The sequence below is a fragment of the Delftia sp. DS1230 genome (genome assembly GCF_040112715.1).
In the GTDB taxonomy this organism is placed as follows: domain Bacteria; phylum Pseudomonadota; class Gammaproteobacteria; order Burkholderiales; family Burkholderiaceae_C; genus Comamonas; species Comamonas tsuruhatensis.
Map to the genome: position 1 here is coordinate 4,502,009 of NZ_CP157763.1, position 26,619 is coordinate 4,528,627.

Annotated in this window: 24 protein-coding genes; 13 read left to right on the plus strand and 11 right to left on the minus strand. The window is 68.2% G+C overall.

Translation table 11 applies throughout. From position 1 onward, the window contains the following. The 3 genes from AAN986_RS20305 to AAN986_RS20315 all read left to right on the plus strand — a co-directional run bounded on the left by AAN986_RS20305 (position 1) and on the right by AAN986_RS20315 (position 2,243). Positions 1-1,302, plus strand: coding sequence for an NAD(P)/FAD-dependent oxidoreductase (locus tag AAN986_RS20305; RefSeq protein WP_047218712.1), 1,302 nt, complete (start codon positions 1-3; stop codon positions 1,300-1,302). A 165-nt stretch (positions 1,303-1,467) separates the two neighbouring features. Beyond that, entirely contained in the window at positions 1,468-1,680 is a 213-nt protein-coding gene (rpsU, locus tag AAN986_RS20310) for a 30S ribosomal protein S21 (protein WP_003052999.1), read from the plus strand. 116 nt (positions 1,681-1,796) lie between these two features. After that, on the plus strand, positions 1,797-2,243 hold the full coding sequence (locus AAN986_RS20315) for a GatB/YqeY domain-containing protein (protein WP_016449728.1): 447 nt from the start codon (positions 1,797-1,799) through the stop codon (positions 2,241-2,243). Positions 2,244-2,268: 25 nt separating this feature from the next. Here AAN986_RS20315 and AAN986_RS20320 read toward each other — a convergent pair whose 3' ends face one another. After that, entirely contained in the window at positions 2,269-3,183 is a 915-nt protein-coding gene (locus AAN986_RS20320) for a LysR substrate-binding domain-containing protein (protein WP_170962064.1), read from the minus strand. 130 nt (positions 3,184-3,313) lie between these two features. On the opposite strand from AAN986_RS20320, the gene AAN986_RS20325 reads away from it, so the two are divergent. Continuing rightward, complete coding sequence (locus AAN986_RS20325) at positions 3,314-4,402, plus strand: tartrate dehydrogenase (RefSeq protein ID WP_047218713.1); 1,089 nt, start codon at positions 3,314-3,316, stop codon at positions 4,400-4,402. A gap of 40 nt (positions 4,403-4,442) precedes the next feature. Here the strand turns inward: AAN986_RS20325 and AAN986_RS20330 are convergent, their stop codons facing one another. Next, positions 4,443-6,401, minus strand: coding sequence for an Ig-like domain-containing protein (locus tag AAN986_RS20330; RefSeq protein ID WP_241150389.1), 1,959 nt, complete (start codon positions 6,399-6,401; stop codon positions 4,443-4,445). A gap of 466 nt (positions 6,402-6,867) precedes the next feature. On the opposite strand from AAN986_RS20330, the gene gorA reads away from it, so the two are divergent. The 4 genes from gorA (at position 6,868) to AAN986_RS20350 (ending at position 11,523) form a co-directional block, all read left to right on the plus strand. Further along, entirely contained in the window at positions 6,868-8,217 is a 1,350-nt protein-coding gene (gene gorA / locus AAN986_RS20335; protein ID WP_016449732.1) for a glutathione-disulfide reductase, read from the plus strand. Between the two features lie 652 nt (positions 8,218-8,869). Next, complete coding sequence (locus AAN986_RS20340) at positions 8,870-9,124, plus strand: hypothetical protein (RefSeq protein WP_047218714.1); 255 nt, start codon at positions 8,870-8,872, stop codon at positions 9,122-9,124. 114 nt (positions 9,125-9,238) lie between these two features. After that, positions 9,239-10,291: a hypothetical protein gene (locus AAN986_RS20345; RefSeq protein ID WP_047218715.1), complete on the plus strand. Its 1,053-nt coding sequence runs from the start codon at positions 9,239-9,241 to the stop codon at positions 10,289-10,291. Continuing rightward, on the plus strand, positions 10,288-11,523 hold the full coding sequence (locus tag AAN986_RS20350; RefSeq protein WP_047218716.1) for an FAD-dependent oxidoreductase: 1,236 nt from the start codon (positions 10,288-10,290) through the stop codon (positions 11,521-11,523). Before AAN986_RS20345 ends, AAN986_RS20350 begins: the two co-directional genes overlap by 4 nt. A 129-nt stretch (positions 11,524-11,652) precedes the next feature. Here the strand turns inward: AAN986_RS20350 and AAN986_RS20355 are convergent, their stop codons facing one another. Continuing rightward, positions 11,653-12,591, minus strand: coding sequence for a LysR substrate-binding domain-containing protein (locus tag AAN986_RS20355; protein ID WP_046988436.1), 939 nt, complete (start codon positions 12,589-12,591; stop codon positions 11,653-11,655). A gap of 137 nt (positions 12,592-12,728) precedes the next feature. Here AAN986_RS20355 and AAN986_RS20360 point away from each other — a divergent pair, with 137 nt between their 5' ends. Genes AAN986_RS20360 through hpaI form a run of 4 tightly spaced genes read left to right on the plus strand, consistent with a single transcriptional unit; the run spans position 12,729 to position 17,667 of the window. Next, on the plus strand, positions 12,729-13,724 hold the full coding sequence (locus tag AAN986_RS20360; RefSeq protein ID WP_046988435.1) for a tripartite tricarboxylate transporter substrate binding protein: 996 nt from the start codon (positions 12,729-12,731) through the stop codon (positions 13,722-13,724). A 42-nt stretch (positions 13,725-13,766) separates the two neighbouring features. Further along, entirely contained in the window at positions 13,767-15,296 is a 1,530-nt protein-coding gene (locus tag AAN986_RS20365; protein WP_017406919.1) for an altronate dehydratase family protein, read from the plus strand. Between the two features lie 34 nt (positions 15,297-15,330). Further along, positions 15,331-16,830: an NAD-dependent succinate-semialdehyde dehydrogenase gene (locus AAN986_RS20370; protein WP_046988434.1), complete on the plus strand. Its 1,500-nt coding sequence runs from the start codon at positions 15,331-15,333 to the stop codon at positions 16,828-16,830. A 30-nt stretch (positions 16,831-16,860) separates the two neighbouring features. Further along, a complete protein-coding gene (gene hpaI / locus AAN986_RS20375; RefSeq protein WP_047218718.1) occupies positions 16,861-17,667 on the plus strand; it encodes a 4-hydroxy-2-oxoheptanedioate aldolase in 807 nt (268 codons plus the stop codon). Between the two features lies 1 nt (position 17,668). Here the strand turns inward: hpaI and AAN986_RS20380 are convergent, their stop codons facing one another. The 8 genes from AAN986_RS20380 to AAN986_RS20415 form a co-directional block, all read right to left on the minus strand. Then, positions 17,669-18,001, minus strand: coding sequence for a DUF3325 domain-containing protein (locus tag AAN986_RS20380; protein ID WP_046988848.1), 333 nt, complete (start codon positions 17,999-18,001; stop codon positions 17,669-17,671). Beyond that, positions 17,998-19,650, minus strand: coding sequence for a PepSY-associated TM helix domain-containing protein (locus AAN986_RS20385; RefSeq protein ID WP_046988847.1), 1,653 nt, complete (start codon positions 19,648-19,650; stop codon positions 17,998-18,000). Before AAN986_RS20385 ends, AAN986_RS20380 begins: the two co-directional genes overlap by 4 nt. Further along, positions 19,647-19,973: a DUF3649 domain-containing protein gene (locus AAN986_RS20390; RefSeq protein WP_016449744.1), complete on the minus strand. Its 327-nt coding sequence runs from the start codon at positions 19,971-19,973 to the stop codon at positions 19,647-19,649. The genes AAN986_RS20385 and AAN986_RS20390 overlap by 4 nt, the downstream gene beginning before the upstream one ends. A 244-nt stretch (positions 19,974-20,217) precedes the next feature. Beyond that, positions 20,218-21,129: an O-acetylserine/cysteine exporter gene (locus tag AAN986_RS20395; RefSeq protein WP_013803501.1), complete on the minus strand. Its 912-nt coding sequence runs from the start codon at positions 21,127-21,129 to the stop codon at positions 20,218-20,220. 183 nt (positions 21,130-21,312) lie between these two features. After that, positions 21,313-21,741, minus strand: a complete 429-nt coding sequence (locus AAN986_RS20400; protein ID WP_016453818.1) for a DUF1641 domain-containing protein — start codon at positions 21,739-21,741, stop codon at positions 21,313-21,315. A 51-nt stretch (positions 21,742-21,792) separates the two neighbouring features. Then, a complete protein-coding gene (locus AAN986_RS20405; protein ID WP_047218719.1) occupies positions 21,793-22,983 on the minus strand; it encodes an FAD/NAD(P)-binding oxidoreductase in 1,191 nt (396 codons plus the stop codon). 78 nt (positions 22,984-23,061) lie between these two features. Next, positions 23,062-23,661 carry a TetR/AcrR family transcriptional regulator gene (locus tag AAN986_RS20410; protein ID WP_012204257.1) on the minus strand — a complete coding sequence of 200 codons (600 nt, stop codon included), beginning with the start codon at positions 23,659-23,661 and terminating at the stop codon, positions 23,062-23,064. An 82-nt stretch (positions 23,662-23,743) separates the two neighbouring features. Continuing rightward, the gene (locus AAN986_RS20415) at positions 23,744-24,712 is read right to left on the minus strand and encodes a LuxR C-terminal-related transcriptional regulator (RefSeq protein WP_016449747.1); all 969 of its coding nucleotides are present in this window, start codon (positions 24,710-24,712) and stop codon (positions 23,744-23,746) included. A 176-nt stretch (positions 24,713-24,888) separates the two neighbouring features. Here AAN986_RS20415 and AAN986_RS20420 point away from each other — a divergent pair, with 176 nt between their 5' ends. Then, on the plus strand, positions 24,889-26,553 hold the full coding sequence (locus AAN986_RS20420; protein WP_047218720.1) for a hypothetical protein: 1,665 nt from the start codon (positions 24,889-24,891) through the stop codon (positions 26,551-26,553). Positions 26,554-26,619: the final 66 nt, after the last annotated feature.

The window sequence follows — 26,619 nt, forward strand, 5'->3', positions numbered from 1 at the left end:
GTGACCTCTTCCCTCTCTTTCGACGCCATCGTCATCGGCGCCGGCGCGGCCGGTCTGTTCTGTGCGGCCCAGGCCGGACAGCGTGGCCTGTCGGTGCTGCTCCTGGACCACGCGGAGAAGGTGGCCGAGAAGATCCGCATCTCGGGCGGCGGCCGTTGCAACTTCACCAACCGCGATCTGGACGTGCGTGCGCCGCACAAGCACTTCGTGGGCGGCAACCCGCAGTTCTGCCGCTCGGCCCTGTCGCGCTACACGCCGTCCGACTTCATCGCGCTGATGGACAGGCACGGCATTGCCCACCATGAAAAGCACAAGGGCCAGCTGTTCGCCGACCGCTCGGCCGAGGACATCATCGCCATGCTGCTGGCCGAATGCCAGGCCGGCGGCGTGCAGCGCTGGCAGCCCTGCAAGGTCGATTCCGTCGCGCATGCGGAAGGCCAGTACCGCCTGCAGACCAGCCGTGGCGCCGTGCAGGCGCCCAGCCTGGTCATCGCCACGGGCGGGCTGTCCATTCCCAAGATCGGCGCCACCGACTTCGGCTACCGCCTGGCCCAGCAATTCGGCCTGCCCCTGGTCGAACGCACGCCGGGCCTGGTGCCGCTGACCTTCGATGGCGACGCCTGGGCCCCCTACGCCCAGCTCGCGGGCCTGGCCCTGCCCGTGGAGATCAGCACCAGGATCAGTGACCCCCACGCTCCGCCGCTCCGCGGGTCGCTGCCCCCCGAGGGGGCCGCTTCTGCCTTGGGGCGGCCCGGCGGCAAAAGGAAAGAACGCATGGCCTTCATGGAAGACCTGCTGTTCACGCACCGGGGCCTTTCGGGCCCGGCCGTGCTGCAGATATCGAGCTACTGGAAGCCCGGCACGCCCCTGAGCATCAACCTCGCGCCCGAGGTGGACCTGCAGGGCGAGCTGCTCAGGGCCAAGTCGCGCTCGCGCAAGCTCATCGCCAATGAACTGGCGCAGTGGCTGCCCTCGCGACTGGCCGATGCCTGGGTGCAGCAGGATGCTGCCTGGCAGCGCCCCATCGCCGAAGCCTCCGACAAGGCCCTGAACCAGCTGGCCGAGCGCCTGTCACGCTGGGAGATCGTGCCCACGGGCACGGAAGGCTACAAGAAGGCGGAAGTGACGCTGGGCGGCGTGGACACGCGGGCGCTCTCGCAGCAGACCATGGAATGCAAGACCCAGCCGGGCCTGTACTGCATTGGCGAAGTGGTGGATATCACCGGCTGGCTCGGGGGATACAACTTCCAATGGGCCTGGGCCAGTGGGCACGCCTGTGCGCAGGCCTTGCCTTCTGCCTGATTTGTCAGACCGCTTTCGTCTCGCGTATAATCGCCCGCTTTGCTGGCAATCGCCCCGTCGGCCAATACTAGTTAACTTTGGACGGGGACCAACCGCTGAACATGGCTCTCAGGCCCGATCTTCCCGGGAACCCGCTGTCAGCACAGATATCTGGAAATCTAGCTAATGACCACCATCCGCGTAAAAGAAAACGAGCCCTATGAAGTTGCCCTGCGCCGCTTCAAGCGCACCATCGAAAAGCTCGGCCTGCTGACCGACCTGCGCGCTCGCGAGTTCTACGAGAAGCCCACTGCCGAACGCAAGCGCAAGAAGGCTGCCGCCGTCAAGCGTCACTACAAGCGCGTTCGCAGCATGCAGCTGCCCAAGAAGCTGTACTGATCAGCCCTTGACCAGCCGGCTCTCGTCAGCCGCAAAACCCGCGCTCGGGACGCCAGGCGCGGGTTTTTTGTTTTTTGTTCCGTGTTTTCCGACGCCATCACCTCAGGAGAAAAGCCATGAGCCTCAAGGCCCAGATCACCGAAGACATGAAGACCGCCATGCGCGCCAAGGACAGCGAGCGCCTGGGCACCATCCGCCTGCTGCAGGCAGCGATGAAGCAAAAGGAAGTCGATGAGCGCATCGAGCTGGACGACGCCGCCGTCATCGCCATCGTGGACAAGCTGATCAAGCAGCGCAAGGACAGCATCGCCGCCTTCGAGGGCGCGGGCCGCCAGGACCTGGCCGACAAGGAAAAGGCCGAGATGGCCGTGCTGACCGCCTACCTGCCCGAGCGCATGTCGGCCGAGGAAGTGGCCACCGCCGTCAAGGCCATCGTGGCCGAACTGGGCGCATCCGGCCCCGGCGACATGGGCAAGGTCATGGGCGCGGTCAAGGCGCAACTGGCAGGCAAGGCCGACATGGGCCAGGTGTCCGCTGCCGTCAAGGCCGCCCTGGCAGGTTGAGCCTGCTGCGGCAGCCGCGCCCTTTTCAGGACGCTGCTGCCGCCCATTCCTGCTGAAAGTGCTCCTGCAGGAATTCGACACAGACACGCACCTTGGCCGACAGCTGCAGCCGCGTCGGATAGACCGCCCAGACATTGGCCTCCTGCCGCCATTCGGGCAGCAGCTGCACCAGGCGCCCGGCCTGCAGATGGGCGCCCACATCCCATAGCGAGCGCAGCGCAATGCCGCGCCCGTCCACGGCCCACTGCACCACCATCTCCCCGTTGTTGGCCGACAGCGGCCCCGTGACCTTCACCGATTGCTCGGCGGCGCCCGCGCGCAGCCGCCACACGCCAAAGGCCTGGTCGCGCTCCTTGATGGCCAGGCAGTCGTGGGCCGACAGCTCGGCCGGCGTGCGCGGCGTGCCACGGCGCGCCAGGTAGGCAGGCGCCGCGCACAGCACGCGGTGGTTGTCGGCCAGCCGCCGCGCAATCAGGTGGGGAGCGATCTCGTCGCCCACGCGCACATCCAGATCGAAGCCCTCCCCCGCCACATCCACCAGCCGGTCGAACACATCCAGCCGCACCTGCAGCCCCGGATGGCGCTCCACCAGCCGGGACAGCGCCGGCGCGATCACATGCCGCCCGAAGCCGAAGCTGCTGCTCACGCGCAGCAGGCCGCGCGGCTCGCTGCGCGTGATGGCCACCTCCTGCATCAGCTGGTCCATGTCGTCGAGGATGCGCTGCGCCCAGTGGAATACGCGCTCGCCCTCCTCGGTCACGGCCACGCGGCGCGTGGTGCGGTGCAGCAGCTTCACGCCCAACTCCTGCTCCAGCAGGCGGATGCGCTTGCTCACATAGGCGGGCGATGCACCCAATTCCTCGGCCGCAGCGGCAAAGCCGGATTTGCGGGCGACCACGGTGAAGACACGCAGGTCTTCGGGAGCCGGTTGTTTATTCACGATCTGTAAACAATGGAACCACAGTTGGCCGATTGTATTTAGCCCTGGCGCAGCCAACAATGCCATGCATGCGGCCAGGCTGTCAGCGGCGCCGCTACATATCCATCCATTCGATCCAAGGACAGACACCATGCAAGACACATTCAAGATCGCCGTCATCGCCGGTGACGGCATTGGCAAGGAAGTCATGCCCGAAGGCCTGCGCACGCTGGAGGCCGCCGCCAGCCGCTTTGCGATCAAGCTCGAATTCCACCATTTCGACTGGGCCCACTGCGACTACTACCTGGCCCACGGAAAAATGATGCCCGACGACTGGAAGGCGCAGCTCTCCGGCATGGACGCCATCTTCTTCGGCGCCGTGGGCTGGCCCGCCACCGTGCCCGACCATGTCTCGCTGTGGGGCTCGCTGCTCAAGTTCCGCCGCGAGTTCGACCAGTACATCAACCTGCGCCCCGTGCGCCTGTTCGAGGGCGTGCCCTGCCCGCTGGCCGGCCGCAAGCCCGGCGACATCGACTACTACGTGGTGCGCGAGAACACCGAAGGCGAATACACCTCGCTGGGCGGCATCATGTACGAGGGCACGGACCGCGAAATCGTGATCCAGGAATCGGTCTACTCGCGCAAGGGTGCCGAGCGCCTGCTCAAGTACGCCTTCGACCTGGCCCAAAGCCGCGAGCGCAAGCATGTCACCCTGGCCACCAAGAGCAACGGCATCGCCATCAGCATGCCCTGGTGGGACCAGCGCGCCGAGGACGTGGCCAAGGCCTACCCGGACGTCACGCTGGACAAGCAGCACATCGACATCCTGACCGCGCGCTTCGTGCTGCAGCCGGGCCGCTTCGACGTGGTGGCCGCCACCAACCTGTTCGGCGACATCCTCAGCGACCTGGGCCCGGCCACCACGGGCACCATCGGCCTGGCCCCCTCGGCCAACCTCAATCCCGACCGCAGCTTCCCCAGCCTGTTCGAGCCCGTGCACGGCTCGGCGCCCGACATATATGGCAAGAACATCGCCAACCCCATCGCCATGGTCTGGTCGGCAGCGCTGATGCTGGACTTCCTGACCCACGGCCAGGGCGCAGGCCGCGCGGCGCACGACGCCATCGTCTCGGCCATCGAGGAAGTCATCAAGAACGGCCCCCGCACGCCCGACCTGGGCGGCACGGCCAGCACTACCGAGGTAGGCCAGGCCATCGCCCGGCGCATCGCTGCCGCCTGAGGCGCCACGCCGGGGTTCTCATGCCGCCCGGCAGCCCGGCCTACCGGCCCATGCGGCCCCTGCGCAGCCTGCCGGCCCCAATCCCGGCCGCCAGCAGGCTCAGCATGACCAGCGCCACGGTGTGCAGGGCCGGCACAGGTGTGGGCACCGGCGCCGCCACCACGGCCTGTGTGAAGCCCTGGCTCATCGGGGCGTGGACTGCATCCCCGCTGTAGTCGACCACAAGGCCATGGGATCCGGCCGCCACGGGCAGCCGGACCGTGATGCTGGCGGCGCCGCCAACCAGGGGAGCCGACCCCAGCTGCGCCCCGTTGTACGAGACCGTGATGCTGCCCGAGGGGAGCGCCGCCGCCATCGCCCGCAGCGCCCCCCGTCGGTCCTGTGCCCCGGTCACGGCCGACACGCTGATGGTCACATCGTCGCCGGGCCGGGAAGGGTTGGGGGTCGAGGTGATCGCCAGGGTGGTTGTGGCCTGGGCGATCTGCACGCTTTGCTGCTGCCTTGCCGCCGCCTCGTAGTTCGCGTCGCCGGCCTGGTCGGCCAGGATGCGGCAGGGTCCCGGCGCAGTGAAGGAGACAGAACTGCCCGCGATGGTGCAATGGGCAGCCGTCGCCGCATCCACGGAGAACACCACCACCTTGCCGGAAGCCCCGCCCGTTGCTGCCACGGCATAGGTATCGCCCACCTTGGCAGCCGCTGGCGCCACGGAAGTGAAGGCAATGGCCTGCGGGCCCTTGCCGATGCTCAAGGACAGGACTTGCCGGGCCGCAGGCAGATGGTTGGCATCCCCCTGTTGATCGGCGGCCAGCAGGCAGTTGTCCGTACCCGCCAGCCTGCCGGCCACCTCGGCACCGCTGACGGAGCACGCCGCCGGCGTCAGGGAGCTGAACTGCACGGCCTGGGACGAGCCACCGCCGGCGGCGCTCAGAGCCACCCGTGCATCCACGACCAGGGCCGCCGGCATGCTCCAGACGATGTTCTGCGCAGCAGGCTGCACCGTCACAGGGTAAGCCACCTCGGGGGCGGGACCATAGGTCGCATCGCCGCCCTGCCGGGCCGTCATCCTGCAAGTGCCTGCGGAATGGAAGCTGAACACCCCTGCGGCATCGACAGTGCAAACCTCTGGCGCAGATGCGGAAAACGTCACGGCCAGGCCGGAGGTAGCCGTTGCAACAGGCGTGAATGTCGTGCCGAAGGTTTGCGCCGCCGGCTGCGCAAAGTCGATGGTCTGCTCCCGCCTGAGCGTGGTGAAGGGTACGCTGGCCACATCCGGCTGCACGCGGCCTGCGCCATCCCTGGCGATGAAGTGCAGCCTGTAGGCCGTATTCACCGCCAGCCCCCCGATATCGATATCGTGGACCACGCCTGCCGTCATGCCGACCGGGGAGCCGCCGGCCTGCAGCGCAGCGGCATCCGGCGCCGCCGCGGCCGCAGCAAGTACCTGCCAGTAACCCGTGCCGTCCCGGTCCAGCGCCACGCGGGCCTTGGCCGCCACACCGCCCGCCTGCGGGTCGACGGCGGGAGGCAGACTGAAGACTGGGCGGCCCAGCACATAGCTGGCAAACCCATGGTTTTGTGTTGCATTCCACCCATCGGACAGGGATGACAGGCCCGCCCAGACCGCATTGGCGGGGATGGACGATGCGTCCATGGCAAGCAGGGTCTGGATGCCATCGAGCGAATAGTGGAAAACAGTACTGTCGATGGGACGCGGGAAGGAGGACCCCTCGATCTGAAAGGAGCTGATCGTGGCCCAGGCTGCCGCCGCAGGAATGTCCAGGGGGTTGGTCGTCTGCAGGATCTGGCCCTGGTAGCTGTATGTGTAGCGCTCGTTCCAGCTGTTGAGCGCCCAGCCGCCATCCCAGTAGTTGGAAGGGGTGGCCCAGTCCGCTGTGGCCGGTGGCGTGCCGCCTTGCTGCACCACACCGCCCACGCTGAACGTGTATTCGGTCACCATGCTCGTATACAAAGCGTTGGACTGCGTCTGGTAGCCCGTCATGACCAACCCCTGTGCTGGCGCGGCCACGGCCGCGACGCAATGCAGGCCGGCTCCGAATACCACCACCCACGGCATCATGGCCCTGGAAAATTCCGCCTGAAGGCGACTGCCTCGTTCTCTCACATGCACTCCCGTTTCAACTTGCTGTTCTTCTGGTCCGTGCCGGGGGTACCGGCAATGCAGGAGCCTAGCGGCCGCACCTGCCCGCGCCTTGACTGCGCGTTGCGCTTTTCTTGACAGTGCGTCCCGCCCCCTGCGCAACGCGGGCTGCCGCGCCACCGTCCGTTCATTCGCCACCAAACGCCTGCTGCCCCCGGCCCTGCAAAGCGGCGATATGCCGGCCAACCGGGCCGTCGTCTGGGCGCGGAGATGGCGGCATTGCCCCCGCCGCAGGCCCCTGGCCGGCGAACAGGGCAAGATGGCCGGCTGCGGCATTCGGGCCGCTCAGACACAGCACGGAATCTCCATGAAGCACTACGACTACATCGTCATCGGCGGCGGCAGCGGCGGCATTGCATCGGCCAACCGCGCCGCCATGCACGGGCGCCACTGCGCGCTGATCGAAGCCGGCGAGATCGGCGGCACCTGCGTCAACGTGGGCTGCGTGCCCAAGAAGGTCATGTGGCATGCGGCCCAGATCGGCGAGGCCATGCACCGCTACGGCCCCGACTACGGCTGGGATGCCACCGTCGAGGGCCTGGACTGGCAGCGCCTGCTGGACAGCCGCAGCGCCTACATCGACCGCATCCATGCCTCGTATGAAAGCGGCCTGGCGCGCAACAAGGTCGAGCTGATCCAGGGCTTTGGCCGCTTCGTGGATGCGCGCACCGTGGAGGTGGGCGGCCAGCGGCTCAGTGCCGACCACATCCTCATCGCCACGGGCACGCGCCCGGCACGGCCCGACATACCTGGCGCCGAGCTGGGCATCGACTCCGACGGCTTCTTCGCCCTCAAGGCCCTGCCTGCGCGCACGGCCGTGGTGGGTGCCGGCTATATCGCCGTGGAGATTGCCGGCGTGCTGCACGCGCTGGGCTCGCAGACCCATCTGTTCCTGCGCCAGAACTCGGCACTGCGCGGATTCGATCCGCTGCTGAGCCAGACCCTGATGGAGATCATGGAGGCCGAAGGCCCCGCCGTGCACCGCCAGGCCACCCCGAAGGCCGTGGTCCGCAATGCCGACGGCAGCCTGGATCTGCAACTGCAGGACGGCAGCAGCCACACCGTGGACTGCGTGGTCTGGGCCGTGGGCCGCAGGCCCGACACCTCGGGCCTGAACCTGGAGGCCGCAGGCGTGGCGCTGCAGGACAGCGGCCACATCGCGGTGGACAAGTTCCAGGACACCAATGTGCCCGGCATCCACGCCGTGGGCGACATCACGGGCCGCATCGAACTCACGCCCGTGGCCGTGGCCGCAGGCCGGCGCCTGTCCGAGCGCCTGTTCAACGGCAAGACCGGCGAGCACCTTGACTACGACAACGTGCCCACCGTGGTCTTCAGCCACCCGCCCATCGGCACCGTGGGCCTGACCGAGCCGCAGGCGCGCGAGCGATTTGGCGACGATCAGGTCAAGATCTACCAGTCGGCCTTCACCGCCATGTACACGGCGGTCACGCGCCACCGCCAGCCCGCGCGCATGAAGCTGGTCTGCGTGGGCCCCGAGGAACGCATCGTGGGCATACACGGCATCGGCCTGGGGATGGACGAGATGCTGCAGGGCTTTGCCGTGGCGCTCAAGATGGGCGCCACCAAGCGCGACTTCGACGATACCGTGGCCATCCACCCCACGGCGGCAGAAGAGTTCGTGACCATGCGCTGAACGGCGCGCACCACCTGCCTTCGGCGGTTGACCACCGCCCTGGGCAGGGCACGCGCCGGGCGAGCGCGTGAGCTCCTTGAGCCAGCCCGGCAAATAGGGGGCCGCCAGGCCGCCCAGGTGGGCGAAGGCATCGGGAATGGCGGGGGGCAGGCCGATCTGCACCGTGCTCCTGACGCCAGCCTCGCGGACGCTGGTGGGCAGCCGCAAGCTGCGCGCGATCCGCAGCCGGCTCCGCTCCTCCTCCTTCTCCTTTTCCTTCCCCCGACATGGACCTCCTGCTCCTGCATGCCGGCGCTGCCGGCATGGCTGTGCGCTGACATTTCAGCTGCTTGCGGTGCATTGCCACCGTCCAGGGTCCTGCGTCGCCACGCTGGCCCCGGTGGAAACATCCGTCCACCGCGGGAATTTCAAGCGCCTACGCTCAAACACCCAATTAAATAGTCAAAAACAAATAAAGTATTTTCCCGATAGTTAAGTCAAATCGAAAAATTCACAATCCTTGTACGCGGGGAAAAAGAGGCATTGCTCCATGGAAAGCCTTGGTGTTTCTTTGTAGGCAATCCGACTTAATTCGAGTGCATACACCTTGATTTTCCACATCAACCCAGCAGCCATGGGTCGAGAGCCGCGATCGGAGCCCAGGAGACATCCCATGCCCAGACTGCATTCGAAGACAGGGCATGGCGAGCCCGCGCCAGGCGGCATGCAGGCCAGCTTCTGGCCCCTGCGGCAAACGCACGCGCTGGGCAGCAGGCTGAAAGCAGTGTTCGCGCTGGAGGCCTTCCACCGTGCGGGCAGCGGCGCCGGGAGCCGCTTGGCCGATGAAGCCTTCTTGGCCCGCAGCGCCTATGGGGCTGAGCAGCGGCCGGGGCGCAACACCACACTCAATAAGGAGACAGATCCATGACAACCGATGTACTCGATGCCCGGTCCCCGTTGACCGGGTCGCGCAACGCGGGCCACCCTCTGCCGGCGGACCGCATGATCGTGGGCGCGCCCACGGGCGGCTGAGGAGCAGGTCATGCACGAAGCCCCCCGCCCCACCCTCCCGCCCATCGGCTGCAACGGCCGTGGCGTGCAGCGCTCCTCGCGCCACCAGCCCATCGGCCTGCAGGAGCTGCCCATACGCGAGCAGTTCCGCCTCGTCAGCGAGACCGGCGTGTTCGACTGCTTCGACCGCCTGCCGCTGCGCCACCAGCTGGCCGACTACGAGTCGGCCATCGCCGAATTCAAGCTGCCCGTGCACACCGTCAGCTGGTTCTACCGCCTGGGCGAGGACGAGGTCCTGCTGGCCGGCAACCTGCGCATCTGCCGCGAGATCGGCGTGCGCTGCCACAACATCATGACCTTCAAGCACCACCGCGACGGCCATGTGCTGTCCGATGTGGAAATTGCCGAACACTATCTGCGGGTCTATGACGACGCCATGGGCCTGGGCGTGGAGCCCAGCTTCGCGCTGCATGTGAACACGTGGACCGAAGACTTCCTGCGCGTGCGCAGCGTGGCCGGGCGCGTGCAGGCACGCGGCGTGCCCTTTCACTTCACGCTGGACTACAGCCATGTGAACTTCAAGATCGGCAACCCGGCCGAGCTGGACCGGTCTGGCGTGCGCGGGCTGCTCGAGCGCGGCGAACTGGTGCTGGACCCGTTCGAGCCCGGCTCGCTGTGCGAACAATGGCTGGACATGGGCATCGTGCGCTGGGCCCAGCTGCGCGCGGCCGGCCCCAACCAGCCCCTGAACCTGTGGCACCGCGACGAGGACGGCAGCCCGGGCCGGGGCATCCAGTACCCCATGCTGCGGCCCGGACCCGGCGAATGGCATTCGCCCTGGCATGCCTACCTGCTGGAGCCCTCCAAAGAGGCCATCCGCAAGGTGCTGGCCTGCCACCATGCGCAGCCGCACAGCCCGCTGCGCTACCTCACCACCGAATTCATCAATCTCCCCGACTACGGCCTGGGCGCAGGCTATGACCTGCTGGAGCAGAACGTGGCGGCCGCGCGCTTCATGCGGCAAGCCTGGGACGAGATCTGCGCCCGCCCCGTACTCCGGGCCTCCTGCGAAGGTGCAGCATGAACCCCGCACAACACCCCCAAGGCCATGCCGTCATCATCGGCGCCGGACACGCCGGTGGCACCCTGGCCGCCCTGCTGCGCCAATACGGCCACCCGGGCCCGATCACTGTGGTCGGCGGCGAGGACCTGCCGCCCTACCTGCGCCCGCCGCTGTCCAGGGCCTGGCTGCAGCAGGCCATGGGCCCGGACGAGCTGTTGCCGCGGCCCGCCGGCGCCTCCGCGGACCAGGCCATCGCCCTGCGCCCGGGCATGCGCGCCATGGCCATAGAGCCGGGCTCGCGGCAGGTGGCGCTGAACGACGGATCGGTGCTGCACTACGAACACCTGGTCATTGCCACAGGCTCCGCGCCGCGCTGGCTGGTCCTGCCCGGGGATGAGCGGCCTGGCATCACCTACCTGCGCACCATGGAAGACGCGCAGGCGCTGCGGGGCCATCTGCAGACCGCACGCTGCCTGGCCATCATCGGCGGCGGCTATGCGGGCCTCGAAATCGCTTCCACGGCCCGCAAGCTGGGCGTGCAGGTCCGGATCATCGAGCGCGAAGGCAGGCTGCTGACGCGCAGCGCCTCGCCGCAGATGGCTGCGCATCTGCTGCAGCTGCATGCAGGCCAGGGCGTGGAGGTGCATTTCAATGCAGCGGTCGCCGCCATCCAGGGAGACAGCCCCACCCGCATCACGGCCCTGTGGATGGCCGATGGCTCCCGACTGGAGTGCGATGCCGTGCTCATCGGCGTGGGCGCGGCGCCCTGCATGGAACTGGCGCAATCCCTCGGCCTGGACTGCGCTGACGGCATTGCCGTGGATGGCGAAGGCCGCACCGCCATGAACGGCATCTACGCCATAGGCGATGCCACGCGCCGCCCGCTGGCCGGCTACCCCGGGCTGCACCGGCTCGAAAGCGTGCCCAGCGCGCTCGAACAGGCCCGGCGCGCGGCCTGCGCCATCACGGGCAGCGAACTGCCCGCCCATGAAACGCCCTGGTTCTGGTCCGATCAGTACGACACCAGGCTGCAGATCGCCGGCCTGCCCGGCCAGGGCGACCAGACCGTGCTGCGCGGCAACCCGGCCAGCGGCAGGTTCGCCGTCCTGCACCTGCGCGGTGGCCAGCTGTGCGCCGCCGAATGCGTGAATTCGCCGGGCGAATTCATGGCTGCGCGCAAGGCCATCGCCGCCACGCACTGCGCCGACCCCGGTTTCCCAACGCTCCCCTCCAAAGCCCCACTCACGTCATGATCTCCATTGCCTTCATGGAGCACGGCGGCAGCGAGCATGCGGTGCAGGCCACGGAGGGACAGAGCCTCATGCCGAATGCGGCGGCGCCGGTGGCGCAGCGCCAATGCAGCCGCAGCCGCAGCCGCAGGATCAGCGCGTTGCCAGGCTGCGCCCCACCGTCCGCAAACACTCCACCAGCAACCGCGTCGTCGCCGTCATCGGCTGGCCGCGCAGGGTGATCAGGCCCACGGGGGGCAGGTCGATGGGCACGGGCAGGTCCAGCACGGCGACCAGCCCCTGCTGCGCGAAATGCTCGGCCACGCCGCGCGCCATGAAGGCCACGGCGCCGCGCTGGTGCAGGAAGCTGATCTGCGACAGGAATGAGGCGGACTCCACCAGATCGGCCGGAGGATGCAGGCCGTGGGCGAAGAACTGCTGCTCCAGCTTCACGCGCAGCGATGCCCAGGGCGGGGGCATGACGCAGGGCATGTCGGCCAGCGCCTGCCAGCTCGCAGGCTGCGCCAGCAACGCATGGCCGGGGCGCACGACGGCGACCATGGGCTCGTCGTACAGGGCTTCGGTCTCCAGGTCGGGCGAGGCATAGCCGGGTTCGAGCCGGCCCACGAACAGGTCCAGCTCGCCCATGCGCAGCTTGGGCAGCAGCCGCGTGAGATCGCCCTCCTCGACCAGCACCGTGGTCTGGGCCGATCGCGCCTTCAACTGCTCGACGGCCCGGGCCAGCAGCACGGGCGTGGCCACGACCATGGCGCCCACGCTGGTGCGCCCGCGTGTGCCGCTGGCCTCGGCCGCCATTTCATCGCGCGTGCGTTCGAAGCCCGCCAGCACCGAGCGCGCAAAGCGCACCATGCTGACCCCGGCCGCCGTGGGCTCGGTGCCGCGCGTGGAGCGCTCGAACAGCGTCATGTCCAGCATGCGCTCTATCTCGGCCAGGGTCTTGGAGACGGCGGGCTGGGTCACGGCCAGGAACTCGGCGGCGCGGCCCAGGTGGCGGAACTGGTCCAGCGCCACCAGCAGCTGCAGATGGCGCAGCTTGAGGTTGGAGCGCAGCACGCGGTCTATCTTGCTCATGGGGTCTTCATAGCTTTGAGGTTATGAAGCCAGTCTATCTTTTCATTGGATTGTCATGATCAGGCACTGAACAATCGCGCCAGTCAGCCCAAGGCCCGGATCACAGGGCTGCAAAAAGCCAATACAGGAGACAAGCGATGAACACCCCACGCACACGCCATGCAAGCCGGCGCGAATTCGTGCTCGCCACCCTCGGCGCCAGCGCACTGGCCGCCACCGGACCTCTTTTCGCCCAGAGCTGGCCCGAACGCCCCATCACCTTCATCTGCCCCTGGCCTGCGGGCGGCACGGCCGACCAGTCCATGCGCGCGCTGTGCACCGTGGCCGGCAAGCTGCTGGGCCAGCCGATCGCGGTGGAGAACCGCGCGGGCGCCTCGGGAATGATCGGCGCCAAGGCGCTGGCCTCGGCCAGGGCGGACGGCTACACCATCGGCCAGATTCCCATCTCGGTCACGCGCTTTTCGCAACTGGGCAGCCTGCAGGCCGATCCGCGCAAGGACTACACCTACATCGCGCGCACCTCGGGCCAGACCTTCGGCATTGCCGTGCCCGCCCATTCGCCGTTCAAGACGCTCAAGGACTTCGTGGCCGCCGCCAAGGCGAGGCCCGGCCAGGTGACCTATGCCCATGCAGGCGTAGGCGGTGCCACGCATGTGGGCATGGAGGAGTTTGCGGGCGTGGCCGGCATACAGCTCAACCATGTGCCCTACAAGGGCGGCGCCGAGGCACTGCAGGGCTTGCTGGGCGGCCATGTGGATGCGCTGGCCGACTCCAGCTCCTGGGCTCCCCATGTGGAGGCCGGCAAGCTGCGCCTGCTGGCCACCTGGGGCGAGCAGCGCACGGCGCGCTTCAAGGACGTGCCCACGCTGCGCGAATGCGGCTACGACGTGGTGGTCGATGCGCCCAACGGCATTGGCGCGCCGCGTGGCCTGGACCCGGCCGTGGCGGCCAGGCTGCGCGAGGCCTTCCGCGCCGCCGTGGCCAGCCCCGAGTTCAAGTCCGTGGCCGAGAAGCTGGACGCGCCGCTGCTGTACCTGGATGGCCCGGACTACGAGAAATACGTCAACACGGTCTATCAAAAAGAGACCGTTTTGATCGACAAGCTCAAGCTGCGCGAATTGATGAAGGGCTGACAGCCCGCGAACCCACACCGATGAAAGCCCCGCATGTCCCGCATGTCCCGCACCGATAGCCCCCTGCTGCACCTGCATCCCAACGACAACGTGCTGGTCGCCAGGACCGCTCTGTCGCTGGGCCAGGAGATTCCCGAACTGGGCGTGCGCGCCCGCGCCCAGGTGCCTGCGGGCCACAAGATCGCCGCGCGCCGCATCGCAGAGGGCGAGCAGGTGAAGAAGTACGACACCGTGATCGGCGTGGTCACGCGTGAGCTGGAGGCCGGCGACTATGTGCACAGCCACAACCTGCGCATCGTGGACTACTACCGCGACCCGGCCTTCGGCGCCGATGTGCGGCCCGTGGACTATGTGCCCGAGGCGCAGCGCGCCAGCTTCCAGGGCTTTGTGCGCGCCGGCGGCGGCGTGGGCACGCGCAACTTCATCGGCATCCTGTCGTCGGTGAACTGCTCGGCCACGGTGATCAAGCGCATTGCCGCGCATTTCACGGCCGAGCGCATGGCAGCCTTCCCCAACGTGGACGGCGTGGTGGCCTTCGCCCAGACCAGCGGCTGCGGCATGTCCTCGCCCAGCGAGCATTTCGACGTGCTGCGCCGCACGCTGGCCGGCTATGCGCGCCACCCGAACCTGGCCGGCGTGCTCATCGTGGGCCTGGGCTGCGAGCGCAACCAGGTCGATGCCCTGGTGGAGTCGCAGGGCCTGAGCGAAGGCCGGCTCATGCGCACCCTGGTGATGCAGGAAGTGGGCGGCACGCGCGTGACCATCGAGGCGGGCATCCGCGCCATCGAAGAGATGCTGCCCGAGGCCGACGCCGCGCGGCGCAGCACGGTCAGTGCCAGCCACCTGAAGATCGGGCTGGAGTGCGGCGGCTCGGACGGGTTTTCGGGCATCACGGCCAACCCGGCCCTGGGCGCGGCCATGGACATCCTGGTGCGCCACGGCGGCACGGCCATCCTGTCGGAAACGCCCGAGATCCATGGCGTGGAATTCATGCTCACGCGCCGCGCCATCACGCCTGCCGTGGGGCAGAAGCTGCTGGACCGCCTGGCCTGGTGGGAGCGCTACGCGGCCGGCCAGAACGCGCAGTTCAACGGCGTGGTCGGCCACGGCAACCAGGCCGGCGGCCTGGCCAACATCTTCGAGAAATCGCTGGGCTCGGCCATGAAGGGCGGCACCACGCCGCTGCGCGCCGTCTACGAATACGCCGAGCCCATCACCGAGCCGGGCTTCGTCTTCATGGATTCTCCGGGCTACGACCCGGTGGCCTCCACGGGCCAGATTGCCAGCGGCGCGCACCTGATCTGCTTCACCACGGGGCGCGGCTCCATGTTCGGCAGCAAGCCCGCGCCCACCATCAAGCTGGCCAGCAACACGCCCATGTACCGCCGCCTGGAGGAAGACATGGACATCAACTGCGGCTTGATCGTGGACGGCGAATGCGGCGTGCCCGAGATGGGGCAGCGCATCTTCGCGCAGATCCTGCGCCACGCCAGCGGCGAGCCCACCAAGAGCGAGGCCCTGGGCCTGGGCGACCATGAGTTCGTGCCCTGGCACCTGGGCATCGTGAGCTGAGCCGCCCCTTACAACACCTGCATCCACCGATCCCATGCCACTGACCCTGACCCGCCCCGAGCTGCTGCGCAGCGCCAACTTCATCGCCGGCCAATGGACGACCGCGACTGCGACTGAGACGGCCACGCCCGCCGCACCTGCCCCACGCCTGGCCGTGACCGACCCCGCCACGGGCGCACTGATCACCGAGGTGCCCGACTCCGGCGCCGCCGAGGCCCGCGCCGCGCTGGACGCCGCGCATGCCGCCTTCCCCGCCTGGCGCAAGACGCCCGCCAAACAGCGCGCCGCCATCATCAAGCGCTGGAACGACCTGGTGCTGGCCCACCAGGACGACCTGGGCCGCCTCATCAGCCGCGAGCAGGGCAAGCCCCTGGTCGAGGGCAAGGGCGAGGTCGCCTACGCGGCCAGCTACATCGAATGGTTTGCCGAAGAGGCCACGCGCATGAACGGCGAGATCATTCCCGCGCCCGTGCCTGGCCGGCGCATGTTTGCGCTGCGCGAGCCCGTGGGCGTGGTGGCCGCCATCACGCCCTGGAATTTTCCGGCCGCCATGATCGCCCGCAAGATCGCGCCCGCGCTGGCCGCCGGCTGCACCGTGGTCTGCAAGCCCGCGGAAGACACGCCGCTGACCTCGCTGGCCCTGGTGCTGCTGGCCCAGGAGGCGGGCGTGCCGGCCGGCGTGCTCAACATCGTCACGGCCTCGCGCGAGAAGACGCCCGAGGTGGTGGATGTCTGGCTGGACGATGCGCGCGTGCGCAAGATCACCTTCACGGGCTCCACGCCCGTGGGCAAGCACCTGGCGCGGCGCAGCGCCGACACGCTCAAGAAGCTCTCGCTGGAGCTGGGCGGCAATGCGCCCTTCATCGTCTTCGAGGACGCCGACATCGATGCCGCCGTCGACGGCTTCATGGCCGCCAAGTTCCGCAATGGCGGCCAGACCTGCGTGTGCCCCAACCGCGTCTTCGTGCACCGCAGCGTGCACGACGCGTTTGCACAGAAGCTGGCCGCGCGCGTGGCCGCGCTGCACGTGGGCCCGGCCAGCGACCCGGCCTCGCAGATCGGCCCCATGATCAATGCGCGCGCCGTGGAAAAGATCGAGCGCCATGTGCAGGACGCCGTGGCGCGCGGCGCCAGGGTGCTCACGGGCGGCAGGCGCCTGGATGCCCTGGGCGCCAACTACTACGCGCCCACCGTGCTCACGGGCGCCGATGCCTCCATGGCCTGCGCATGCGAGGAAACCTTCGGCCCCGTGGCGCCGCTCACCGTCTTCGACAGCGAGGACGAGGTCATCGCCGCAGCCAACGACACGCCCTTCGGCCTGGCCGCCTACTTCTACAGCAACGACGCACGCCGCATCTGGCGCATGGCCGATGCGTTGGAGACCGGCATCGTCGGCATCAACGAAGGCGCACTGGCTGCCGAGGCAGCGCCCTTCGGCGGAGTCAAGGAGTCGGGCTACGGCCGCGAGGGCTCTACCCACGGCCTGGACGACTACCTGCACACCAAGTACGTCTGCCAGGGCCTGCTGGACTGAATGTTTCCCTCAACGAAATCACCGGACACCATGCCAGCCCATAACCCCTTCAAGACCGCCCTGGCCGCAGGCCAGCCCCGCATCGGCCTGTGGCTGTCCATGGCCGACCCCTACCTGGCCGAGGCGGCCGCCACCTGCGGCTACGACTGGCTGCTGATCGACGGCGAGCACGCGCCCAACGACGTGCGCAGCACACTGGCCGCACTACAGGCCGTGGCCCCGCACCCGGCCCAGGCCGTGGTGCGCGTGGTCGAAGGCAGCACGGCCCTGATCAAGCAGATGCTGGACATAGGCGCCACCACCTTGCTCGTGCCCATGGTGGACACGGCCGAACAGGCGCGTGCCGTGGTGGCCGCCACGCGCTACCCGCCACTGGGCGTGCGCGGCGTGGGCAGCGCCGTGGGCCGCGCATCGCAGTGGAGCGCGCGCGCCGACTACCTGCAGGTGGCCGACGACGAGGTCTGCCTGCTGGTGCAGGCCGAGACCGTGAGCGCCCTGCAGAACCTGCCGGCCATCTGCGCAGTGGACGGCGTGCACGGCGTCTTCATCGGCCCCGCCGACCTGGCCGCCTCCATGGGCCACCGCGGCAACCCGGGCCACCCCGAAGTGCAGGCCGCCATCGAAGCCGCCATGAAGACCATCATCGCCAGCGGCAAGGCGGCCGGCACCCTGACCTCGGACCCCGCCCTGGCCCGCCGCTACCTGGACCTGGGCTGCAGCTTCGTGGCCGTGGGCGTGGATGTGCTGCTGTTTGCGAATGCGGCGCGCAGGCTGCGGGGGCAGTTCGATGATTCGCCGGTGGCCGCGCCGGCACAGCAGGCAGCTGCCGCCTATTGAATCAGCCAGCCACCAGCCAGGCCAGCAGCCCCGCCGCCGCTGCAGCGGCCGCCACACGCCGCGCGAACTGCGGTGCATAGGTCAGCAGCAGGCCCAGGGCCAGGGCCGCAAAGGTGAGCAGGCCCAGCCAGGCGGCCACGGCCACCGAGGCATTCCAGCGCAGCAGGCAAGGCGCCAGCGATAGGGCCAGCAGCGCGTAGCCGGCCAGCCGCCAGGCCTTCAGGCGCGCGGGCGCCAGGCCTTCGGTGCCCAGCTGGTCCTGGTGCCGGTCCATGGAAGCGGCGATGACGGCAAAGCCTGCAAAGGCCAGAAAAAAGGCGCCAAGAATCATCATGACGCGCGCTCCAGCGTGGGGGCATGGCTGGCGGCGCGGGCTTGCGTGCGGGCGACTGCAGGCACTGCAGCCGCTGCCGGCTTGCCGCGCAGCAGCCACCAGGCCACCACGCCGTGGATGGCGGCCAGGCCCAGCATCAGCAGCTCGAAGCTGGCGATGCTCCACTGCCCGTTGGCCAGGGTCTGCACCAGCGATGCGCCGCCCGTCAGCAGGTTGAGCAGGGGCAGCAGCGCGTACAGCACGGCGGCCAGCGCCATCTGCTGCAGCCAGGCATTGCGGTGCGAGACCCGCAGCGGATGCAGCAGGCACAGCAGCCAGATGATGAAGAAGCCGTTGATTTCCCAGTCGGCACGCCCCTGCATGGGCACGGGTAGCAGGCGGTTGAGCCAGAAGAAGCCGGCCACGGCCACCGACAGGCCCGCGATGGAGCCCACGTTGAGCACCTCCACCAGACGGTGGCCGAAGGGCGTGCGGCCCAGCTTGCGGCGCTCGGGCATGCGCTTGACCACCCACAGCACCATGCCGGACGCGGCCATGAAGGTGCCGACCACGCCGCTGAGCAGCAGCAGCCAGCGCGTGGCGGGCTCTGCAAAGCGGCCCAGGTGCACGCCGGTGATCACGTTGCTGGTGGCGCGCACCCATGAGATGGCGGGCGCCTCGGCGCTGGCCTGCAACTGGCCGGTCACGCCGTCGAAGCGCAGGGTCTCGGACTGGCCGCGGTTGATGAGGCTCATGCCGCCGCCTTCGCGCAGCTCGACCACCGCGCGCGAGGTGCCGGGCGCGTTGACCGTGATGCTGCCCACGCCGTGCTCGGGCCAGCGGCGCGCGCCCTCGGCCAGCATGGGCGCGATATCGGCCAGCGCAGCGGCCTGGCGCTCCTGTTTGTCACCGCGCGCGCCCGGGCCCTGGTTGGCCGCCTGACCGCGCGCGCCCCGCACATCGGCGAAGTAGGCATTGGTGTCGCCGTTGTAGGCCGCCTGTATGCCCCAGGGCATGAGCATGAACATCAGCAGCACCAGTCCGCTGAAGGTGATGACGATGTGAAACGGCAGCGCCAGCACGGCCGTGGCGTTGTGCGCGTCCAGCCAGGAGCGCTGGCCCTTGCGCGGGCGGAAGGTGAAGAAGTCCGTGAAGATCTTCTTGTGCGTGATCACGCCCGTGATGATGGCCACGAACATCAGCATGGTGGCGAAGCCCACGATCCAGCGGCCCCAGATGCGCGGCATGGCGTGCAGCTCGAAGTGGAAGCGGTAGAAGAAGTTGCCGGCGCGTGTCTCGCGCGGCTCCAGCTTCTCGCCCGTGGCGGCGTCGATCTCGGCGCGCCTGGTGCCTGCGCGGCCCGTGGCGGCGCCGGGCTCGCGCCAGGATGCGGCCACGGCCACCTGGCGCGGGCCGGGCAGGCCCAGCGTCCAGGTCGTGGCCTCCGGCGCGATGCGCTGCATGGCCTCCAGTGCGCGCTGCGCGGTATCGGCGTCCTGCACCGAGCCGTGCAGCTCGGGCCGCATCCAGTCGTTGATCTCGTCGCGGAAATAACTCAGGGTGCCCGTGAAGAACACCGCGTAGAGCAGCCAGCCCAGCAGCAGGCCGCTCCAGGTGTGCAGCCAGGACATGGACTGGCGCAGTCCCTCGGGTTTGCCGTCTGCCCTCATGCGGCGGCTCCGTTCGACAGCACCCAGGCCAGCAGTCCCAGGCCCGCGCCCGGCAGGCCGATCACGGCCCAGGCGCGCCAGGCGCTGGCGCAGCCAAAGGCCCACATGGCCGCCACGGCGTAGATGATGAAGGCCAGCAGCGTCGAGCCCAGCGCCGCATCGGCCCGTTCCACGCCCAGCCAGACCATGGCGCGCGCGCCCGTGGCGGCGCAGGCGGCCGACAGCAGATAGCCGCCGCCGATCGCCGCCAAGGCGCGCGAGGCCACGGCCACGCGGTAGCGCAGCAGGGATGGAGAGGACCCTCCCGGGGTCGAGGCTTGCATGGGGATGACCTTTCTTGCGGATCGTTGCCCGTCATGGACGCCGTGGCCGCAGCGCAGGCCCGGACGGACAAAGGCGCCACAACAGTTCAAGGTCTGTGCGGCGCCGGGCGTTGGCCGCGCGCCTGGAGCACGCCGCCTTTCAAAGAGCGGGAATGATAATGATTTTTATTACCCGAGTCATTTAAAGAAATGCAAAGCCGGCCTGCTGCCACCGACCCCGACCATCCCCCTGGCGCCTGTTCCCCTATCGCGCCCGCCCCGCCAGCCAGCGCCCGCCGAACTGGTTGATCACCATGCCCGCCAGCACGGCCAGCGTGCCCATCCACTGCATGAAGGTAGGCCGCTCGCCCAGCAGCAGCATGGCCGAGACCAGGCCCACCACGGGCACCATCAGAGACAGCGGCGCCACCGTGCCGGCCGCATAGCGCTGCAGCAGGCGCGTCCACAGGCCGTAGCCCAGCAGCGTGGCCAGCAGCGCCAGGTACAGGATGGAGGCCACGGCGGTCAGGTCGATCCCCGCCAGTTGCTGCACGACCGTATCCGCGCCATCGGTCCAGACGGCCAGGGCCATCAGCGGCGCGATGGGAAAGATGCTGCTCCAGACGATGAAGGGGAAAGGCTCGTAGGGGCCGCTGCGCGCCGCATAGCGCGTGATCATGTTGGACACGGCCCACATGCAGGCTGCGCCCACGGTCAGCAAAAAGCCGGCCAGCGTCATGGCGTTGTCGCCTTCGCCATGGGCGCTGCCAATGGCAACCAGCCCGCCCAGCGACACCACCAGGCCCAGCCAATGCCACAGGCGCGCGGGCTCGCCCAGCAGGAAGGCGGCCAGCAGCAGCGTGACGAAGGCCTGCGTCTGCAGCACCACCGAGGCCATGCCCGCCGGCATGCCCAGCTTCAGGCCCAGGAACAGCATGCCGAACTGGCCCACGCCCTGCACCAGCCCATAGGCGGCCAGATAGCGCCAGCCCACCGACTTGGGCGGGCGCACGAACAGCAAAAAGGGCAGCGACGCCACCACGAAGCGCAGCGCGCTCAGCAGCATGGGCGACAGCGTCAGCAGACCGAACTTCATGGCCACGAAGTTGGTGCCCCAGATCAGGATGACCAGCAGCGCACGCGCCCAGTCGCCACGGCTCAGGTGCTGCGCGGTCATGCCCTGCCCTCGGTGCGGCGGGGCCTGCAATGGTCAGGGACAGCGGCCGGCAGCACCGGCAAGGAACAGGAGGAAGGCATGGCGGGCAATGGGCAAAAAGAAAGGGGCGGATCACATCCGCCCCCGGCGTTTGTACCACCGCAGCCCGTGCGCTGCCGGGCGGCCGTGGCTCGGCCCTGCGTTTCAGTCCGCCGCGTAGTCGATGGGATCGTGGGCATGCTGGCGCCCCAGCGCGCCGGCCATGGCCAGCATGAAGGCCAGGCCGCGCCGCACATCGGGCTCGCGTGCCATGCGCATCAGGCCGATCAGGGTGGGCGTTTCCTCCATGGCCTGCACCTGGGCCGCCGCCATGCGCGCGGCATTGCCCGCGGCCCAGGCCCCGCCCACGCCATCCTCGAAGGCCTTGGCGACCTTCTCGACCATGTAGTCGTCTGCCATGTCCACCAGGTCCGCCGTGGCCGACAGCAGATCGACCACGCGGTTCAGGCGCCGGCCCACCAGCAGCGGCTCCAGCTTGCCCATCAGTTCGGCCAGCCCCTGCAGCGCGGCGTCGTCCTGCAGCAGGCCGCCGGCGGCGGGCTGCGCCACGGGAATGTCGGAAGCGATGTTCATCTCGGTGCTCCTTGTCTTCGTGCTTGGAATGACAATGCAAAGGCCCTGGCCTCAGACCAGGGCGCGGGCCACGGCCCAGTACATGCCGCGGTTGAAGCCCTTGCGCATCATGGAGCCGACCTTGGTCGGCGGCGTGGACTTGACGTCGACCTGGTAGTCGTACCAAAGCGGCATGCCGCCGTCCAGGCCCATCTGGGCGATGGCCACCACGCGCCCGTCGTAGGCATCGCTGGTGCGGCCGAAGCGGATCTGCGAGGCGATGTTGTTCACCACCACGGGCGACTGGTTGTGGCAGGCGCCGCCGGCCTTGCTCACCGGCAGGTCCACCGTATCGCCCAGCACATAGACATGGCTCTGGCCCAGCACCTGCATGGTCTCGTGGTCGGTGGGCAGCCAGCCTTCGCCATCCTGCGCCTGCGACAGGCCGCAGTCGCGCACGGCCTGCACGGCGCGTATCGGCGGCGTGGCCATGAGGATGTCGAAGTCCTCGGCCTGGCCCTCCTCCGAGTGGGCCACCTTGGCCTCGGGGTCCACGCGCGCCAGCGTGAAGCCGCGCTGGTGGCGAATGCCGCGCTGCTCGAACACCGTGGGCAGGATCTCGCAGGTGTCCTTCTGCAGGAACAGGCAGTTGCGCAGCAGCTGCGAGACCGTGGGATAGGTGTAGACGATCTCCACCTTGTCGCGCACGCCGCGCCGGCGCAGCAGGTCGTCCAGCATCAGCGTGGTCTCTATGGGCGCGATGCCGCACTGGTGCGGCACATTGGGCGTCTTGGGAAAGGTGACGGTGACGAAGATGCGGCCCTTTTCTATGCGCGCCAGCTTGTCGGCCAGCTGCCGCGCGGGCGCGTGCTGGTAGAAGTGGTCGCCGGCCTCGGCCAGGCCTTCGATGCGCTCGGGCGAGGGCACGCAGCCCGTGGAGATCACCAGATGGTCGTAGCCGAAGCGCTTGCCGCTCCTGCAGTGCACGGCCTGCAGCGCAAAGTCGAAACGCTCCACCTCTTCCACCTGGAAGTCGATCTCGGGCCGCAGCAGGCCGCGCTGCCTGCGCCGCAACTCGTCGCGGAAGAAGGCATTGAAGGCCACGTACATGAAGGCAGGCTTGTAGTAGTGCCAGGGCGAATTCGACAGCATGGTGATGCGCACCTTGCCCGTGACCACCTCCGGATACAGCTTGCTGACCAGGTGGTTGGCGGTCATGGTGCCGCCAATGCCCCCTCCGATGATCAAGATGTGATGCGCCATCCCTGCTACTCCTTGTGCTTTCGCCTCAGTGGAACAACCGCTGGCGCCGCACGGCGCCCGCGCCGGAAAATGCGCCGCTCAGTCAGGCTTGAGCGATCGCCACACCCCGTCCCAGAGCGCGTCGAACAGGGGCTCTATGGGCGTGTCGATGATGCCGTCCAGCCGCAGGCAGATCATGCGGATCGCGCTGCCGTACATCAGGCTGGCCGCCACCATGGGCTCCATCTGGCGGATCTCGCCATCGGTCATGCCGGCGAACACAAAGCCGCGCATGCGCACGAAGGCCGAGGCCGAGCAGATGGCCTGCTCGTCGGGCAGAAACTCGCGGTGGCGCGCATTGACCACGAAGCCCATGGCCTCGGGCTCGGCCTCGGCCAGCCCGAACAGCATGCGCAGCACCTCGCGGCAGCGCTGGGCGCTGCCCGCGTGCCGCTCCTCGATATCGTCGAGCAGCACATTCATGCGCGCCAGCAAATGCCGGTACAGCTCGCGCGCAATGCCTTCCTTGTCGGCAAAGTGGTTGTAGAAGAAACCGATGGACACGCCGGCCTCGGCGCACAGGTCCTGTATCGAGGTATTGAAGAAGCCCCGCTCCACGAACAGCCTGAGCGCCACGCGCAGCGTCTGCACATGGCGCGAACCCGCATGCGGAAAGAAGGTCCAGGCCTCGTCTTGCATGGGAAATGATCGTAGAACGAATCTTCATTCTATTTTTCACAAGCACGTGCAAACTACACCAGGGTTTTCCTGGACCTTGGCCTCAATCCATCAGCCGGAGTGCCTCGGCAAGCGATGCCACGTTGGCAATGCCCAGCTTTTCGTAGATGGAGCGGATCTGATTGCGCACCGTGGCAGGAGCACGCTGGAGTTGGACTGCAATCTGCTTGTGGGTCAGGCCCCGGACCACAAGCCGGGCAACCGTGGCTTCGCGGGGGGACAGCCCGTCGGCTGCGCACCGGGGGCGCGCTCGCAACCACAGCAGACCGTGCTGCGTGAACAGCGTGATGACCAGGGTGTGGGCCACCAGACGATGGGCGCCGCCCTGTGCCGCAGTCTGCACGGCCGCAGGCAGGCGAGGACCTTGCCAGCCCGGCCATTCGGCGCGCAAGGCGTGCTCGAAGACGACGTCCATGTGGTGGATGATGCCGCGCGGGTCTGCCAGTGCCGAGCCCAACCGATCACGGGCCAGGCCCTGCCGAAGCTGCCCCAGATGCGTGAGGCGGTTGAGTTCCAGCGCCTGCTGCACATGGGGCAGCAGCGCGGCCAGCAGTTGGCGCTCGCCCTCGGTGCAATGCGCATCCGTGCGGGCGCGAAACAGCGTGAGCCAGCGCGTGTAAAGAGTGCTCGGGTTCAGCATCCCGCCGATGAAGAAGTGCGACTGCTCGAAGCGCCTGCCGTAGTCGCGCAGCGCCCCCTGATGCCGGCCACTGAACCAGGTCCTCGCTTCGAAGGCCAGCGTCTCGCTGGGATGCATGGTGACGGCCTGCGCCGCCGTGTCCAGGTGCTTGACCTCTTCATAGGCCTGCAGCATTTCGGGTGGCTGCCGATGAAGGTGGATGGTGTGGATATCGATGCCGGCCGCCGTCATGGTGGCCGAGCCCCACATGGCCGAGTCGAAGGGCAGCACGGGTTTGAGCAGGTCCAGCGCCTGGTCCTGGAAATGTTCGACAGGCTGCTCGTGCGATAGCCGGTAGAGGTTCAGCAGCAGGTGGTTGTATGCAGCGTCCATGGCGGCTTGCCTGCCTCTCTTCGATACGTTGAGATCGACTGCACGGGCGGGTGTTGCGCGAGCCGTGCCCTCTTGCCCCACCCCGGCAGCGCTTCAGGATAGTGCAATTGCATCATTTTGTTTGTTGCGTGTCACACATAGAGTTGGCTTGCCACCCACATTCCTGTACCGACACCATGCAAATCCACCCCAGTGCATCCACTTCCTTTCCCGCCGTGCGCCCTTTGCTGCTGTGCGGCCTTGTTGCAAGCCTCTATGCCTGTGGAGGAGGCAGCGGCGGCACCGACAGCGGCGGGGGCACCGGCGGCGGCACCGTGACACAGCCGGCCATCACGCTGTCAGGCACCGTCGCCATCGACCAGGCCGTGCGCAACGCTGCAGTCTGCGTGGATCTGAACGCCAATGCAGCCTGCGACACGGGCGAGCCCAGCGCAGCGGCCACCGGCAGCGACGGCACGTTCAGCCTGACCTATCAACCCGGCGATGCGGCAGCCACCGCTGCCTTCAACCAGGCTCCCGTGCTGGCTCGCATCACACCCGAATCCGTGGACGCTGCGGACCCCACCAGCACCGCCACAGCCAAGGCGTTCGTGCTGTCTGCACCGGCTGGCAAATCCGCGCAGATCAATCCATTGACCAGCCTGGTGCAAAAGGCCATCGCGGCCGGCACAGCCAGGGAAGTGGCCGAGGCTGCAGTGGCCCGCCAGCTCGGCATCGACGCCGCCAGGATCTACGACTACCAGAGCGACGCGGCCTCCAGTGCCGCCGTGCTTGCGGATACCGCGCGCACAGCCGCCAAGGTCACCGCCTACGCGCTTGAGTTGGGCGTGCCTATTCAGGTGACGGCACCTGGCGCAGCGGCCGTGGCATCGAACCAACTGGCGTTTCTGAACTATGGCAACGCGCAGAACTACTCCGTGCGTGAACGCAGGTCCGACGGCGTCGTCCAGGCAGACGGCTTTGCCCACCAGTTCGAGACACGCAGCGGAAAAACCAACGGTGCACCCAGTACGCAGGAAGCGCTGTTCCCGTCCGTCACGCTCACCAGCACCGGATGGACGCGCTGCGACAGTTCCGTTGCGCGCCTGACGACACAGGGGGTTCCCTCGCGCACACTGCTGTGCAACCAGTCCACCGCCTACCTGGGCTTTACCACCGCTTCGCAGGACGTCAGCGGCAAGCCCATGGCCGAAGTCATCACGCAATTGCGTGCCGGAGACACAACGCTGCAGGCCGAGGGCATCCGCCATGACCGCTCCATCGAAATGGACCCTGCCACGCTGGGCTCGGCCGTCTTCCCGCAGGGCGCACAGATGCGCACTGCACTGTCGGTGCAGTTGAACCGGTCGCCGGCCTTCATCAACAACACGGCCACGGACCGCTTCGGCTTCGCCACGCTGGAAGCCATGATTGCCGGCCGCCCGGCCAGCGCGGTGAACCTGTCGACTCCAGCCACCGTGCGCGCCTCGACAGTCGGGGCGGCGGGGCCGGTCGATGCCAACCATGTGTTGCGCGTGGCCTTCATCGATGCGGCCAACGCCCAGTTCTACAGCTGTGAGTCCACCCCTCCGGCCTACAGCGATCTGGGCGCCTGCACCGTGCATTCGCAAAGCGCCTACACCCTCTCCACCTCCCAGGGCGTGCGCCTGCTGAGCTTTGCCGACTTCCCTGGCAAGACCTTCATGCAAGGCGTGACGCGGGGCTATACGGAATTCGACGGCAGCGTATTCGGCTATCGCCTGCCTGCCGCCATTGCCAGCGAAGACCAGGCGCTCAGCTATTCCACCCGGCTGAACGGCGTGGCCTGGGCTGCCATGAAAACGGTTCTGGGCATTGAGTGAGCCTTGCAGCCGGGAGCGGGCATTTCAAGCAAGGAATGGGGCGAGGCATCCCACGCGGCGCCCCGC